Origin of the sequence: Streptomyces sp. NPDC088254 (assembly GCF_044740925.1) — a bacterium.
In the GTDB taxonomy this organism is placed as follows: Bacteria; Actinomycetota; Actinomycetes; order Streptomycetales; family Streptomycetaceae; genus Streptomyces.
In genome coordinates this window covers 172,236-187,585 of the sequence record NZ_JBIURQ010000009.1, presented here as the reverse complement: position 1 = coordinate 187,585, position 15,350 = coordinate 172,236, and the positions used below count along the sequence as shown (strand labels likewise).

The following is a 15,350-nucleotide window of genomic DNA, read 5'->3' as shown; positions in this document are numbered from 1 at the left end:
CGACCCGCCACTGACAACGCACCCCGGGCGCCCGGCCGCGGGGGCGGGCCTCAGGGAGAGGCCAGCGCCTGCCGCACCACGTCGGGCTTGTCGGTGATGAGGCCGTCGACGCCGTAACCGGCCAAGCTGCGGGCGAGGGCGGCGTCGTCGACGGTCCAGACGAAGATCCTCAACGGCCTGCCGTGCGGCCCGGCCGTCGCGTGCACGGCGGCGACGTACTCCGGCGAGAGGGAGACGTGCGAGGGGTTGACCAGGTCGGCGAAGCGGGCGCAGTCCGGCAGGTCCTTCACCGCCGGTCTGCCGAGCAGCCCGGTCGTCACCGCCGGGTCGAGGTCGTGGACGGCACGGAGACTGTCCGCGCTGAAGCTCTGCACGATCAGCCGGCCACGCACGTGCCCCCGGTCGAGCCAGCCCTCGTCGCCGAGCACCTTGAGGGTCTGCTGTTCGATCCCCGGATACAGCTCCGGGTTCTTGATCTCCAGGAGCAGCTTCTGGTGGTGGCGCTCCACACGGCGGACGTACTGCGTCAGAGTCGGCACGCGCGTGCCCGCGTACGCGGGCCCGAACCAGCTGCCCGCGTCGAGCCGCGCGATCTCGGCAGCCGTGAAGTCCTTCACCTTCCAGGGGGAACGCCCGGGAAAGACCTCCTCGACGTCGGTGGTCCGGCTCAGGCTCTCGTCGTGGACGACGACGAGCTCACCGTCCTTGGTGCGCTGCACGTCGTTCTCCACCCACGCCACGCCCAGCCCGGCCGCCGCGTCGACGGCGGCGAGGGTGTTCTCCGGGGCCCGGGCGGACGCACCCCGGTGGGCGATCAGGGCGGGCCGGGCGCCGGCGGCCGCGGGGGCGTCGACGACGGGGAGCAGGAGGGCGACGGCGCCCAGGAGCGCGGTGGCCGGGGCGACTGCGCGCGCGTGCATTGCGGACTCCTCGCATCAAGCTGTCACGTTCAGCACCACTGTGGCAGCGGAGAGTCATCGGCGGCGGCGGTTCAGGATGCCCGCAGAAGGGAAGACGGCGTCCCGGCCCGCTCACCAGGGCCGCACAAGTGGGGCAAGGACGTGATTCTTTGCCGGAAAATCGTTCGACCATTGCGGTGGGGGTCATACTTTCTGCGTCATCCCCGGCCGCTCGCGCGGATCTGGGAAGGGGCGCGCTTCAGGAAGTCCAGCAACAGGGCGGAAGGGCAACCGCGCATGCACGGCACGGTCGACGGATTCAGCTACGGACTCGTCACACCGCTGGTGGCCTACCTCATGGCCTGCCTCGGCGGTGCGCTCGGCCTGCGCTGCACGACCAGAGCCCTGCTCGTGACCCAGTCCTGGCGCCCCGGGTGGCTCGCCCTGGGCGCGGCGGCGATCGGCTCCGGCATCTGGACCATGCACTTCATCGCCATGATGGGCTTCTCGGTGGCGGGCGCCCCCATCCACTACGACAAGCCGATGACCTACGCCAGCCTGGGCGTCGCGGTCATCATGGTGGGCGTCGGGATCTTCATCGTCGGCTACCGGGGCGCGACCGGGACCGCGCTGTTCACCGGTGGCACCATCACCGGACTGGGCATCGCCTCCATGCACTACCTGGGCATGGCGGGGATGCGCTTCAACGGCCGGTTCGAGTACAACACGCTGACCGTGGCGCTCTCCGTCGCCATAGCCATGGCCGCCGCCACCGCCGCCCTGTGGGCCGCCGGACAGGTCAGGGGCTTCCTGTGGAGCGTCGGCGCGAGCCTCGTCATGGGACTGGCCGTGACCGGCATGCACTACACCGGCATGGCCGCCCTCAGCGTCCACCTGCACACCGCCGGCGCACCCACGCCGGGCGACTCACCGGCCGGCCTGCTCGCGCCGATGCTGATCGGCCCCCTCGCCTTCCTCTGCCTCGCGGGAGTCGTCGTGATGTTCGACCCGCTGATGGTGATGGGCAGGCCCGACCGGGCGCCGGAGCGGACGGGGCGCGGCGCCCCCGCCCGCCCCGCGCACCCGGTGCACACCGCCCAGCGGCCCCCGCAGCGCCCCCGCCGCAAGGTGGCCGCCCACGAGTCCAGGACCCCGCAGAACCGCTGATCGGACCCCGTTGTCAGTGCCGGGTCGTACGGTGGATGGCATGCGGCCCGTTTCCCACATCGAACGCACGGTGGCGCCTTTCGAGGTCGTCAGTCCCTACCAGCCCAGCGGCGACCAGCCCGCTGCCATCGCCGAGCTCGCCAAGCGCGTGGAGTCCGGCGAGAAGGACGTCGTCCTGCTCGGCGCGACCGGCACCGGCAAGTCCGCCACCACCGCGTGGATGATCGAGAAGCTCCAGCGCCCCACGCTCGTCATGGCGCCGAACAAGACGCTGGCCGCCCAGCTGGCGAACGAGTTCCGCGAGCTGCTGCCGAACAACGCCGTCGAATACTTCGTCTCGTACTACGACTACTACCAGCCCGAGGCGTACGTCCCGCAGTCGGACACCTACATCGAGAAGGACTCCTCGATCAACGAGGAGGTCGAGCGGCTGCGGCACTCCGCGACCAACTCGCTGCTCACCCGCCGCGACGTCGTCGTGGTCGCCTCGGTCTCCTGCATCTACGGCCTGGGCACGCCGCAGGAGTACGTGGACCGCATGGTCCGGTTGAAGGTCGGCGAGGAGATCGACCGGGACGAACTGCTGCGCCGCTTCGTGGACATCCAGTACACGCGCAACGACCTGGCGTTCACCCGCGGCACCTTCCGGGTGCGCGGCGACACCATCGAGATCTTCCCGGTCTACGAGGAACTCGCCGTGCGCATCGAGATGTTCGGCGACGAGATCGAGGCGCTGTCCACGCTGCACCCGCTCACCGGCGAGATCATCAGCGACGACGACCAGCTGTACGTCTTCCCCGCCTCCCACTACGTCGCCGGTCCCGAGCGCCTGGAGCGGGCCGTCAACGACATCGAGAAGGAACTCGTCGAGCGCCTCGACGAACTGGAGAAGCAGGGCAAGCTCCTGGAGGCCCAGCGCCTGCGCATGCGCACCACCTACGACATCGAGATGCTCCGCCAGATCGGCAGCTGCTCCGGCGTGGAGAACTACTCGATGCACTTCGACGGCCGCTCGCCCGGCTCCCCGCCCAACACCCTGCTCGACTACTTCCCGGAGGACTTCCTCCTCGTCATCGACGAGTCCCATGTCACCGTGCCGCAGATCGGCGCCATGTACGAGGGCGACGCCTCCCGCAAGCGCACCCTCGTCGACCACGGCTTCCGGCTGCCCTCCGCGCTCGACAACCGCCCGCTGAAATGGGAGGAGTTCCAGGAGCGGACCGGACAGACCGTCTACCTCTCGGCGACGCCCGGCAAGTACGAGCTCTCCCGCGGGGACGGCGTCGTCGAGCAGATCATCCGGCCCACCGGCCTCGTCGACCCGGAGGTCGTCGTCAAGCCCACCGAGGGCCAGATCGACGACCTGGTGCACGAGATCCGCACGCGCGTGGAGAAGGACGAACGCGTCCTGGTCACCACGCTCACCAAGAAGATGGCCGAGGACCTCACCGACTACTTCCTCGAACTCGGCATCCAGGTCCGCTATCTGCACAGCGACGTCGACACGCTGCGCCGGATCGAGCTGCTGCGCGAGCTGCGGGCCGGCGAGTTCGACGTCCTCGTCGGCATCAACCTGCTGCGCGAGGGCCTCGACCTGCCCGAGGTGTCCCTGGTGGCGATCCTCGACGCCGACAAGGAGGGTTTCCTGCGCTCCGGCACCTCCCTGATCCAGACCATCGGCCGCGCCGCGCGCAACGTCTCCGGTCAGGTGCACATGTACGCCGACAAGATCACCCCGGGCATGGAGCGGGCGATCGAGGAGACCAACCGCCGCCGGGAGAAGCAGATCGCCTACAACAAGGCGAACGGCATCGACCCGCAGCCGCTCCGCAAGAAGATCAACGACATCGTGGCGCAGATCGCCCGCGAGGAGGTCGACACCGAGCAGTTGCTCGGCACGGGCTACCGCGCGAAGAAGGACGGCCGGGGCGCCAAGGCGCCGGTGCCCGCCCTCGGCGACAAGGCCGCGAAGGCGGCGAAGCCCGCCCGGTCCGCGAAGGGGAAGGCCAAGGAGACGGTCCCGACCGACCGCCCCGCGGCCGAACTCGCCGAGCAGATCGAGGAGATGACCGAGCGGATGCGGGCCGCCGCCGCGGACCTCCACTTCGAGGTCGCGGCCCGGCTGCGCGACGAGGTCGCCGAGATGAAGAAGGAACTGCGCCAGATGAAGGAGGCCGGCCTGGCCTGAGCGGCCGAAGAGGCCGAAGAGGTCTGAGCGGCCGCGCCGCGGCACGCGCTGTGTTGCAAGAACGACACAAAGTCCGGGCGTGGGTACGGCACTGTCAGTGCCCTTGCGTAGGGTTTTCGTCAACCGCGGGGTCCGCGGCAACAGGGGACAGCCGAGAGGGGAATCAGCGCGTGACCGTCAACATGACCAAGGGTCAGGCCATCAGTCTTCAGAAGAACGACGGAGGCAGCCTGACCGCGGTGCGCATGGGTCTCGGATGGCAGGCCGCCCCTCGGCGCGGCCTGTTCGGCTCCCGCACCAGGGAGATCGACCTCGATGCCTCCGCCGTCCTCTTCGCGGACAAGCAGCCGGTCGACGTCGTCTTCTTCCGCCACCTGGTGAGCGACGACGGCTCCGTCCGGCACACCGGCGACAACCTCGTCGGCGGCGTCGGCCAGGGCGGCGACGACGAGGCGATCCTCGTCGACCTGTCCCGCGTGCCGGTCCACATCGACCAGATCGTCTTCACGGTGAACTCCTTCACCGGCCAGACGTTCCAGGAGGTGCAGAACGCGTTCTGCCGTCTGGTCGACGAGACCAACGGCCAGGAGCTGGCCCGCTACACGCTCGCGGGCGGCGGCGCCTACACGGCGCAGATCATGGCGAAGGTGCACCGGGCGGGCTCGGGCTGGAACATGACGGCCCTCGGCACGCCGGCCAACGGCCGTACCTTCCAGGACCTGATGCCCGCGATCCTCCCGGCGCTGTAGGGCAACGGGCCTGGCGGCACACGACAACACCACACACGACCGACGCGATCGACGCGACGCAGGGGGACGACAGGCGATGACGGCCGAGCTGGTGCGGGGACAGAACCACCCGCTTGCCGAGGTCCGCCTCGAGATCAGGGTCTCGGCCGGCACGCCGATCGTGGCGGGGGCCACGCTCGGCGACGAGAACGGCACGGTGCACGGAGTGGAATGGGTGGCCCACCCGGGCTCGCCCCTCCTGCCCGGCGTCGAGGTCTCTCGCCAGGCCGCCGCCGAGCACCGCCTCGCCGTCGACCTGGACGCCGTCGCCGAGGCCGTGCACCGCGTCGGAGTCCTGCTCGCCCTGCCCACGGGCATCGCGGGGCCGGCGAGCTTCGGCTCCGTCCCGGCCCCCTTCGTCGCGGTCACCGGCCTCGACGGAACAGAGGTCGCCAGCTACACCATCACCGGCCTGACCGCGGAGTCCGCCGTCGTCGCCCTGGAGCTCTACCGGCGCCAGGGCGCCTGGAAGGTGCGGGCCATCGGCCAGGGTTACGCGGGCGGTCTCGCCGAACTCCTCGCCGACCAGGGCCTGCCGCAGGCCCGGCAGCTCGCGGCCGGCATCTTCAAGGCGGTGGAGCAGGGCATGGCCCGCTCGGTGCCCGCCCCGCCCCCGCGCCCGTCCGACGGCGGCCGCTCCCGGCAGCCGGCCGGCCCCGCGCCCGGACCCGGCCAGAGCGACGCTTCCCACAACGGACAGCACCCCCAGGGCAACCCCGGCCCCTACGGCGGCCCGCCCCCAAGCGGTCCGCAGGGCACACAGCCCCCGCAGACTCCCGCAGAACCACCGGCCGACTACGTCACGGCCCCCACACCCACGAACACGCCGCCCACGCCGCCGCAGACGCCCGCCGGCGGCCCCATCAACTACAGCCACCCGCGCCGGCAGAACACCGCTCCGCCGCCACCGCCCACCGCGCCCCCGGCCCGGCCCGGGCAGCCCGCCCAGCCCGTCGCGGGCGACGCCACCGGCTGGTCGATGGAGGAGCGGCTCTACAACCAGGTGTGGGGCATGTTCGAGGACCTGGCCCGCACCACGGCCGCCTATCGCAGCGCCGTCGACTTCGCCGACACACGTATGGAGAAGGAGCTCGACGAGGTCCTGTCCGACCCGCGCAGCCGGATCGGCGGACAGGGCGACGCCGCCCGGGAGACGGCCCGCGCCAAGCACAGCCAACTCGTCGACCAGGCACGTCAGGTGCTGGACCGCGACCTCGCCCAGCTCGCCGCCGAGGCGGACGTGGTGGAACCGGCGCTGCCGCCGGCGTACGCGCGCTGGGACAACCCGGTCTGGCACGCCTACCGCGTCCCCATGGAGATGCCCATGGCCCTGCGTCTGGGCGACCTCCACCTGCCCGAGAGCGACCGGCTGCGCATACCGATGCTGATCCGCCTGCCGCTGGAGCGGGGCCTGTGGATCGACAGCGGGCGGACGGGGTCGGTCGACGGCACCTTCTTCGACTCCCACGAACTGCGCCGCCTCGCCCTGGATTCGGCCGTCGCGCACACGGCACGGCTGCTGGCGGTGCATCCTGCGGACGAGTTCACCGTGCACGTCATCGATCCGGCCGGGTCGGGCGCGCAGAGCCTGGCGCCGCTGGTGCGGGCCGGTGTGCTCGCCGGTCCGCCCGCGGTCGGCGCGGCCGGTGTGACGGACGTGCTCGCCCGTCTCACCCAGCGTGTCGACCTGGTGCAGATGGCGGTGCGCGGCGGTGCGGCCGACTCGCTCCCGCCCGGCTTCGACACCTCCCAGCAGCTCCTGGTGGTCAACGACTTCCCGCACGGCTTCGACGACCGGGCCGTCAACCAGCTGCGCTATCTCGCGGACGAGGGACCGGCCGTCGGCGTCCACCTGATGATGGTCGCCGACCGGGAGGACGCCGCCGGTTACGGACCGTTGCTGGATCCGCTCTGGCGCGGGCTGATGCGTCTGACGCCGGTGCCCGACGACCACCTCGCCGACCCCTGGGTCGGGCATGCCTGGACGTACGAGCCGACACTGACGCCGCCCGGCAGCCGGGTGCTCGACACGGTGCTGGCACAGGTCGCCCAGGCCCGCGGGCAACGGAGTCGGTAAAGCCCGGTAAAGCCACTCTGACCAGCAGATTTGGCCTTTCTTTTGCCAGTCCCTTTACCAATCCTTGGTGATTGGGGTACTGTCTTTCTCAACGGAGGGGAGTACTCCCTGTCTGCTGCGGCGTACCCGTCAATACGGATCAGGTCAGATCCCGGGGCGTCGGCCCGTGTGGTCCCACGCGCTCCGGCGTGCCGGGGCCCGGGGTGGAAGAGACCTCCGGCAGCGCGACGACGCTGTTCACCTGCCGTTACGTACTGCCGGAGGCGCAGTGGATGTTTCAGTGGGCCTGTGGGTCCTCACCATCGTGGGCTTGGCCGCCCTCATCGCGGTCGACTTCTTCATCGGCCGCAAACCGCACGACGTGTCGCTCAAGGAAGCCGGCATCTGGACGATCGTCTGGATCGTCCTCGCCGGACTCTTCGGGCTCGGACTGTTCCTGTTCGGCGGCGGTCAGCCCGCCGGCGAGTTCTTCGCCGGCTTCATCACCGAGAAGTCGCTGAGCGTCGACAACCTCTTCGTCTTCGTCCTGATCATGGCGAAGTTCGCGGTCCCCTCTCAGTACCAGCAGCGGGTCCTGCTCATCGGCGTCCTCATAGCCCTGGTGCTGCGCGCGATCTTCATCGCTGCCGGCGCCGCCATCCTCGCCAGCTTCTCCTGGGTGTTCTACCTCTTCGGCGCCTTCCTGATCTGGACGGCCTGGAAGCTCATCCAGGAAGCCCGGGCCGACGAGGAGGACGAGGAGTTCGAGGAGAACAAGCTGCTCAAGGCCGTCGAGCGCAAGTTCGGCGTCGCCGACCGCTATCACGGCACCAAGCTGTGGATCGAGCAGAACGGCAAGCGGGTCATGACCCCGATGCTGGTCGTGATGCTGGCGATCGGCTCCACGGACGTCCTGTTCGCCCTGGACTCCATCCCCGCGATCTTCGGCCTGACGCAGGACCCGTACATCGTGTTCACGGCCAACGCGTTCGCGCTGATGGGTCTGCGCCAGTTGTACTTCCTCATCGGCGGCCTGCTGAAGAGGCTGGTCCACCTCAGCTACGGCCTGTCGGTCATCCTGGGCTTCATCGGCGTGAAGCTGGTGCTGCACGCGCTGCACGAGTCCGGGGTGCACGTCCCCGAGATCAGCATCCCGGTCTCGCTGGGCGTCATCTGCTCCGTCCTGATCGTCACCACGATCACCAGCCTCCGGGCGTCGAAGAAGCAGGCGGCGGCCGAGGAGGCTCAGCAGGCGGACGAAGGCGCTCCGAAGGACAGCGCCGATGTCTGAGGCGGCCCTCGGAGGCGGCGCCCGGCACCTCGCCGGGCGCCGCCCCCGGCGCCTCACGCTCCGGCAGGCCGTCCCGGCGGCTGGAATGCGCTGCTCGTACCGCTCCGGGAGCATCGCAGCATGAGGGCTCGGCTCAGGTCGGTCACGGCCCGCTGGACGTTCCTCGTACCGGTGCTCGCGGTCGTCTTGCTGGTCCTGACCTGGGGCCGGGACCTGCCCGGCGTGATCGTCGCCGTCGTGACCGCGGTCCTCGCCGGATCCGTCCTGGCCGCCGTCCATCACGCGGAGGTCGTCGCCCACCGGGTCGGCGAGCCCTTCGGCTCGCTGGTGCTCGCCATCGCCGTGACGATCATCGAGGTCGCCCTGATCGTCACGCTGATGGTGGACGGCGGTGACAAGAGCTCCACGCTCGCCCGCGACACCGTCTTCGCCGCCGTGATGATCACCTGCAACGGCATCGTCGGCCTGTGCCTGCTCGTCGGCTCGCTCCGGCACGGCACGGCGGTCTTCAACCCCGAGGGCACCGGCGCGGCCCTGGCCACCGTGGCCACGCTGGCGACGCTCAGCCTGGTCCTGCCGACCTTCACCACCAGCAAGCCGGGACCGGAGTTCTCCGGCGTCCAGCTCACCTTCGCCGCACTGTCGTCACTCGCCCTGTACGGCCTGTTCGTGGCCACGCAGACCGTGCGGCACCGCGACTACTTCCTGCCCGTCACCCGGCACGGCGACGTGATCACCGCGGACGACCACGCCGACGCCCCGTCCTCCCGGACCGCGCTGATCAGCCTCGGGCTGCTCGGCCTGGCCCTGATCGGTGTGGTCGGCCTCGCCAAGGGCGTCTCGCCGACCGTCGAGCGCGGAGTCGAGGCGGCCGGACTGCCCGCCGCCGTCGTGGGCGTGGTCATCGCCCTGCTCGTCCTGCTCCCCGAGACCATCGCCGCCCTGCGCTCCGCCCGCCGCGACCGTGTGCAGACCAGCCTCAACCTCGCGCTCGGCTCCGCGATGGCCAGCATCGGCCTCACCATCCCCGCGGTCGCCCTGGCCTCGGTCTGGCTCTCCGGGCCGCTCGTCCTCGGCCTCGGCGCCACCCACATGGTGCTGCTCGCGCTGACCGTCGTCGTCGCCTCGCTCACCGTGGTGCCCGGCCGGGCCACCCCGCTCCAGGGCGGGGTGCACCTGGTGATCTTCGCGGCGTACCTGGAGCTGGCGCTCAATCCATAGCCGCCCGCGCCACCGTCGCGGGCGCCGGCCGCGTCTCCGGCAACAGGGCGAAGCAGCCGAGGCTGAGCAGTGCGACCCCCGTCAGATACGCCCCCACGCCCCAGGGGACCCGCCCGCCGTGCTCGGCGAGAGCCGTCGCCGCGAGCGGGGTGAGCGCGCCGCCGAGGACACCGCCGAGGTTGTACCCGACCGCCGCGCCCGTGCAGCGCACGCGCGGTTCGTACAGCTCCGGCAGATAGGCCGCGATCACGGCGAACATCGTGACGAAGGCGATCAGCGCCCCCGCGATGCCCAGGAACATGGGCAGCGGTTCACCGGTCGCCAGCAGCGCGACCATCGGGAACATCCACAGGGCGGCCGCGGCGCACCCGACGAGGCACAGCGGCCGCCGCCCGTGGCGGTCGCCGAGCAGGGCCATCAGCGGCGTCAGCGCCCCCTTGACCACCACGGCGGCCATCACGCAGACCAGCATGACGTTCCGGCTCACTCCCAGCCGCTCGGTGGCGTAGGCCAGGGACCACGTCGTCACGGTGTAGAAGATCGCGTACCCCACGGCGAGCGCGCCGGCGGTCAGCAGGACGAGCCTCCAGTGGGAGCGCAGCACCTCGACGAGGGGCACGCGCGCGTGGTCGTCGAGCTCCAGGAACCGAGGGCTCTCCGGGAGGGAGGAGCGCAGCCACAGCCCGACCGCGGCGAGCGCTCCCGCCGCCCAGAACGGCACCCGCCACCCCCACTGCGCGAACTGTGCCTCGCTCAGCGTCACCGACAGCGCGAGGACCACGCCGTTGGCGAGCACGAAGCCCACGGCCGGCCCGATCTGGGGGAAGCTCGACCACAAGGCCCGCCGCCCGGCGGGCGCGTGCTCGGCGGTCAGCAGGACGGCGCCGCCCCACTCCCCGCCGAGCCCCAGCCCTTGCAGGAACCGCAGCCCGAGCAGCAGCAGGGGAGCGGCGACACCGATCGTGTCGTACGTCGGTACGCACCCGACCGCGACCGTCGCGCCGCCGGTCAGCAGCAGGGAGACGACGAGGACCGGCCGGCGTCCGTGCCGGTCCCCGACGTGCCCGAAGAGCACCGCCCCCAGCGGCCGTGCCACGAAGCCCACGCCGAACGTGCCGAACGCGGCCAGCGTCCCCGCCGCGGGGGAGAAGGTCGGGAAGAACAGCGGCCCCAGGATCAGTGCGGCCGCGGTCCCGTAGACGAAGAAGTCGTAGAACTCGATGGCCGTCCCGGCGAGCGAGGCGGCCGCGAGCCGCGGCATGGAGGGCGTCCTCACGGTGGGTACGTCGTGCATGCCGCGTCAACCACCCACGGTGACCGATGGTTACGGGGCGTGCGGAGGCGCGCCGTCCTCGTCAGTACGTGACGGTGATGCGCCGGGCGGGTCCGTCGACGCGCACGAGGCCCCCGTAGGGGATCACGAACTGCGGGTCGGTGTGGCCGAAGTCCACGTCGAAGACGATCATGGTGTTGGGGGCATACACACGCATCGCGCGAAGGACGGCGTCGCGCTGTTCGGCCGCGTAACGGTCGGCCTCCTCGGGGCTGTTGGGTCTTTCGAAGGACCAGGTCTTCGCCCGGCCCATCAGCAGCGCGGAGAAGCGCTGGAGCAGCCCGCGCTCGCCCATGTTCCGCAGGACCCGGAAGACCTCCTCGCCGCTCGGCATTTCCTCGGACGTCTCCAGCAGCAGCACCCCCGAGTCGTACTCGGAGAGGTCGTGCGCGATCTCCCGGTCGGCCATGAGCAGCCAGCCCACGATCTCCAGACAGCCGCCCCAACTGCGCCCCTCCACCACGCGGTCGGCGTTCCGCCAGATCCATCCGCCGCCGGGCCGGGTCTCCGGTTCCGCGTCGAAGGTGGCAGGTTCGGCCCAGTCGCGGTTGACGTCGTTCCACCGTTCGGCGGGCCGGAGTTCGTACTCGCCCGAGGTGAAGAGCGCGGCGCGCAGCGAGTCCGCGGTGAGCGGGTCCATGCGCACGGGCCGGCCCAGCGCGGTCATCACGGTCGCGCCGTGGTAGCCGACGATCCCCGTGTTGCGCAGATACATCAGCAGGTTCGTGTTGTCGCTCATCCCGAAGAACGGCTTGGGGTTGGCCCGGATCAACTCCCGGTCCAGGAACGGCAGCACGGTGATCTGATCGTCGCCGCCGATCGACGCGATGACCGCCTTGACGTCCGGGTCGGCGAACGCGGCGTGCAGGTCGTCGGCGCGCTGCTGCGGCGTCGCGCCCATCGTGCGGGTGGCCGGGTACTCGACCGGTACGAGCCCGTAGTCCTCACGCAGCCGCTCCAGGCCCAGTTCGAAGGGGCGAGGGAAGAGTCCGGGCAGACCGGCGCCGGGCGAGACGACGGCTATGCGGTCACCGGGGGAGGGCTTGGGAGGGTACGAGATCATGGTCATGCCGGGAGGGTAGGGCCGGTGGCGCGGCGCCGCATCGTGATAAACGGGGAGGAGCAGCCCGCCTTCACCGAACCGGAGGACCCCGTGCCCCGCACCCTGGCCAACGCCCCGATCATGATCCTCAACGGTCCCAACCTGAACCTCCTCGGGCAGCGCCAGCCGGAGATCTACGGCTCGGACACGCTCGCCGACGTCGAGGCGCTGTGCGCGAAGGCGGCGGCCGCGCACGGCGGCACGGTCGACTTCCGGCAGTCCAACCACGAGGGCGTGCTGGTGGACTGGATCCACGAGGCGCGGCTGAACCACTGCGGGATCGTCATCAACCCCGGCGCCTACTCGCACACCTCGGTCGCGATCCTGGACGCGCTCAACGCCTGCGACGGCCTGCCGGTGCTGGAGGTCCACATCTCCAACATCCACCGGCGCGAGTCGTTCCGGCACCACTCCTACGTCTCCCTGCGCGCCGACGGCGTCATCGCGGGCTGCGGCGTGCAGGGGTACGTCTTCGGCGTGGAGCGGGTGGCGGCGCTGGCGGGGGCGGCGCAGGCCGACGCGTAAGCACCGGCCTCCTGGGCCACGTCCCTTACAGAGCCCCTGCTCCGGTGCGCCGCAGGAAACGCCGTGTGCGTTCCTGCCGCGGGTCGCCGAAGACCTGCTCGGCGGTGCCGCGCTCCAGCACCACGCCGCCGTCCAGGAAGCAGACCTGGTCGGCGACCTCACGCGCGAAGGCCATCTCGTGCGTGGCCAGCACCATGGTCATGCCGTCGCCCTTCAGATCGCGGACGACGTTCAGGACCTCGCCCACCAGCTCGGGATCGAGGGCCGCCGTGATCTCGTCGAGCAGCAGCAGCCGGGGGCGTACGGCGAGGGCGCGCACGATCGCGACACGCTGCTGCTGGCCGCCGCTGAGCCGGTCCGGGTAAGCACCTGCCTTCCCGCCCAACCCGAGCCGCTCCAGCAGCTCCCGGGCACGTTCCTCGGCCTGGGCGCGCGGTACGCCGTGCACACGGCGGGGGGCGAGCGTGATGTTCTCCAGCACCGTCATGTGCGGGAACAGGTTGTAGGCCTGGAAGACCACGCCGATCCGGCGCCGTACCGCGTCCTGGTCCGCGCGCGGGTCGGTGATCTCCTCGCCGTCCAGCCAGATCGCCCCGTCGTCGATGTCCTCCAGCAGGTTGGCGCAGCGCAGCAGCGTGGACTTGCCGGAGCCGGAGGCGCCGATCAGCGCGGTCACCGTGTGCGGAGCGACCTCCAGGTCGATGTCGCGCAGCACCACGGAGCCGCCGAAGGTCTTGCGGACGGACTCCATCCGCAACACGGGCGAGCCGTCCTGGGCCGTCGCGCTCATACTGGTCCTCCTTGGGCCCGCTGACGGTCCATCCGGGCCGTCACCCAGTCGGTGAAGCGGGTCATCGGTATGGTCAGCGCCACGAAGACCAGTCCCGCGACGATGTACGGCGTGTAGTTGAGACTGCGGCCCACGATGATGTCGGCGGCCCGGACCGCGTCGACCGCTCCGCCGATGGACACCAGACCGGTGTCCTTCTGGAGCGAGACCAGGTCGTTCAACAGCGGCGGCACCTGACGGCGCACGGCCTGGGGGAGCACCACGTGCCGCAGCGCCTGCCGGTTGGTCAGCCCCAGCGAGCGGGCCGCGGCACGCTGCGAGGGATGCACGGACTCGATGCCGGCGCGGAACACCTCGGCGACGTACGCGGAGTACGTCAGGGTGAGTGCCGTGCCGCCGAGCAGGACCGGGTCGACGGTGACGCCCTGCAGGCGCAGCGCCGGGACGCCCAGCACCACGATCATCAGGTTGATGATGAGCGGCAGTCCGCGGAAGAAGTCCGTGTACGCGGCCGCCAGCGCCCGCAGCGGGAAGAACACCGGGCCGCGCAGGGTGCGGGCCACGGCGATGAGCATGCCGAGCACCAGCACGGCGGCCCCGCAGACGAGCAGCAGGCGTACGTTCAGCCACAGTCCGTCCAGGACCTTCGGCAGCGCCTCGCGCGCGTACCGCCCGTCGAAGAACGTCTCCTTGGTGCGCGGCCAGCCGGGCGCGCTGACCACGACCAGGTAGAGGACGACGGCGGTGACCAGGGTCGACACGGCGGCGAGCGCCGTGGCGCGGCGGCCACGCGTGCGCTTGTAGCGCTCCCGCTCGAGCCGTCGCCGCGAGGGCGTGTACCCGTCGTCCTGGGCGTCCGCGCCGCTGCCGGGCTTCCGGTCACCGCTTCCGTCCGGTCCCCCGGCGTCTTCGGGGCCGGACTGCTCCTCGACGACGGTCACTTGAGGACCGGGGCGTCGACGGCGTCGGAGAGCCACTGCTGCTCGATCTTCGCCAGGGTGCCGTCCGCGCGGAGGGCGTCCACGGCGGACGAGACGCACGGGGTGAGCGCGCTGCCCTTGTCGAGCACCAGCCCGAACTGCTCGGGCGTACCGCCGTGGTTCTCGAACTGGCCGACGACCGTGGCGTCGGTGACCTCGGCCGCGGTGATGTAGAAGGCGGTCGGCAGATCGGTGACGACGGCGTCGACCTGGCCGTTCTTCAGCGCGGACTTGGCCTGGTCGTTCTTGGCGTAGACGGCGGCGGCGCGCGTCGGCTTCACCACGTCGTCGATGTAGCCGAGGCTGGTCGTGCCGACCTGGGCACCCAGCTTGAGGCCCCTGAGGTCGGCGATGCTCTTCGCGCCCGCGGCCTTGGAGCCCTTCAGCGCGATGACCGCCTGGCGCACGTCGTAGTAGCCGGAGGAGAAGTCCACGGCCTGCTTGCGCTCGGCGCTGATCGACACCTGGTTGACGTCGAAGTCGAAGGTCTTCTCGCCGGGCGCGAAGGCCTTGTTGAACGGCACGCTCTGCCAGACGACGGCGTCCTTGCCGTAGCCGAGCCGCTTCGCCACGGCGTACGCGACCGCCGACTCGAAGCCCTCGCCGTTCGCGGGCTTGTCGTCCTTGAACCACGGCTCGTACGCGGGCGTGTCGGTGGCGACCGTCAGCTTGCCGGAGGTCCTGGTGGGCAGCGCGCCCTTGGCGCACGCGTTCTCGGCCGCACCGGACGGCGCGGCGGCGGTCTTCTCCTCCGGTTGCGGTGCGCAGCCGACGGCGGTGGCGAGGAGGGCTACGGTGACGCCGGCGACGGCGCGGCGCAGGGTGCGCGGGGCGGGATGCATGGCGGGAGATTGGCAGCGAATTCCGCGTCTGTCGAGGTCAATCGGCCTTTTGTCCGCATGCTGGGAACGGGTGTTGCAGCCGCGTGAACAGCGGCGCGAGCAGGGCCTGGGCCGCCGGCCGAGGGCGGGGAACGTAGGCCGGCGGCCCGTCCGAGCGGGAGCCGTCAT

General features: G+C 71.0%; 13 protein-coding genes. 7 read left to right on the top strand and 6 right to left on the bottom strand.

Annotated features, from left to right (window positions below):
• Positions 1–50: 50 nt before the first annotated feature.
• A complete protein-coding gene (locus ACIOC0_RS25890; RefSeq protein ID WP_402157911.1) occupies positions 51–920 on the bottom strand; it encodes a glycerophosphodiester phosphodiesterase in 870 nt (289 codons plus the stop codon).
• Positions 921–1,196: 276 nt separating this feature from the next.
• Here ACIOC0_RS25890 and ACIOC0_RS25885 point away from each other — a divergent pair, with 276 nt between their 5' ends.
• The 6 genes from ACIOC0_RS25885 (at position 1,197) to ACIOC0_RS25860 (ending at position 9,610) form a co-directional block, all read left to right on the top strand.
• A complete protein-coding gene (locus tag ACIOC0_RS25885) occupies positions 1,197–2,066 on the top strand; it encodes an MHYT domain-containing protein (RefSeq protein ID WP_402157909.1) in 870 nt (289 codons plus the stop codon).
• Positions 2,067–2,106: 40 nt separating this feature from the next.
• On the top strand, positions 2,107–4,254 hold the full coding sequence (uvrB, locus tag ACIOC0_RS25880; protein WP_402157908.1) for an excinuclease ABC subunit UvrB: 2,148 nt from the start codon (positions 2,107–2,109) through the stop codon (positions 4,252–4,254).
• A gap of 170 nt (positions 4,255–4,424) precedes the next feature.
• The gene (locus ACIOC0_RS25875; RefSeq protein ID WP_351099059.1) at positions 4,425–5,003 is read left to right on the top strand and encodes a TerD family protein; all 579 of its coding nucleotides are present in this window, start codon (positions 4,425–4,427) and stop codon (positions 5,001–5,003) included.
• A 76-nt stretch (positions 5,004–5,079) separates the two neighbouring features.
• A complete protein-coding gene (locus ACIOC0_RS25870; protein ID WP_402157906.1) occupies positions 5,080–7,119 on the top strand; it encodes a TerD family protein in 2,040 nt (679 codons plus the stop codon).
• A gap of 268 nt (positions 7,120–7,387) precedes the next feature.
• Positions 7,388–8,389: a TerC/Alx family metal homeostasis membrane protein gene (locus tag ACIOC0_RS25865; RefSeq protein WP_402157904.1), complete on the top strand. Its 1,002-nt coding sequence runs from the start codon at positions 7,388–7,390 to the stop codon at positions 8,387–8,389.
• A gap of 120 nt (positions 8,390–8,509) precedes the next feature.
• The gene (locus tag ACIOC0_RS25860; protein WP_402157903.1) at positions 8,510–9,610 is read left to right on the top strand and encodes a calcium:proton antiporter; all 1,101 of its coding nucleotides are present in this window, start codon (positions 8,510–8,512) and stop codon (positions 9,608–9,610) included.
• Here ACIOC0_RS25860 and ACIOC0_RS25855 read toward each other — a convergent pair.
• Both ACIOC0_RS25855 and ACIOC0_RS25850 read right to left on the bottom strand, forming a co-directional pair.
• Positions 9,600–10,904, bottom strand: coding sequence for an MFS transporter (locus ACIOC0_RS25855; RefSeq protein WP_402157902.1), 1,305 nt, complete (start codon positions 10,902–10,904; stop codon positions 9,600–9,602). The two genes, ACIOC0_RS25860 and ACIOC0_RS25855, sit on opposite strands and share 11 nt — an antisense overlap.
• A 61-nt stretch (positions 10,905–10,965) precedes the next feature.
• Positions 10,966–12,012: a S66 peptidase family protein gene (locus ACIOC0_RS25850; protein WP_402157901.1), complete on the bottom strand. Its 1,047-nt coding sequence runs from the start codon at positions 12,010–12,012 to the stop codon at positions 10,966–10,968.
• An 84-nt stretch (positions 12,013–12,096) separates the two neighbouring features.
• Here ACIOC0_RS25850 and aroQ point away from each other — a divergent pair, with 84 nt between their 5' ends.
• Positions 12,097–12,570: a type II 3-dehydroquinate dehydratase gene (gene aroQ / locus ACIOC0_RS25845; protein WP_402158216.1), complete on the top strand. Its 474-nt coding sequence runs from the start codon at positions 12,097–12,099 to the stop codon at positions 12,568–12,570.
• A gap of 25 nt (positions 12,571–12,595) precedes the next feature.
• Here the strand turns inward: aroQ and ACIOC0_RS25840 are convergent, their stop codons facing one another.
• Genes ACIOC0_RS25840 through ACIOC0_RS25830 form a run of 3 tightly spaced genes read right to left on the bottom strand, consistent with a single transcriptional unit; the run spans position 12,596 to position 15,182 of the window.
• The gene (locus tag ACIOC0_RS25840) at positions 12,596–13,360 is read right to left on the bottom strand and encodes an amino acid ABC transporter ATP-binding protein (RefSeq protein ID WP_402157900.1); all 765 of its coding nucleotides are present in this window, start codon (positions 13,358–13,360) and stop codon (positions 12,596–12,598) included.
• Positions 13,357–14,301, bottom strand: coding sequence for an amino acid ABC transporter permease (locus ACIOC0_RS25835; protein WP_402157899.1), 945 nt, complete (start codon positions 14,299–14,301; stop codon positions 13,357–13,359). The genes ACIOC0_RS25840 and ACIOC0_RS25835 overlap by 4 nt, the downstream gene beginning before the upstream one ends.
• Positions 14,298–15,182 (bottom strand): ABC transporter substrate-binding protein, encoded by an 885-nt coding sequence (locus tag ACIOC0_RS25830; protein ID WP_402157898.1) that lies wholly within the window; start codon positions 15,180–15,182, stop codon positions 14,298–14,300. The genes ACIOC0_RS25835 and ACIOC0_RS25830 overlap by 4 nt, the downstream gene beginning before the upstream one ends.
• Positions 15,183–15,350: the final 168 nt, after the last annotated feature.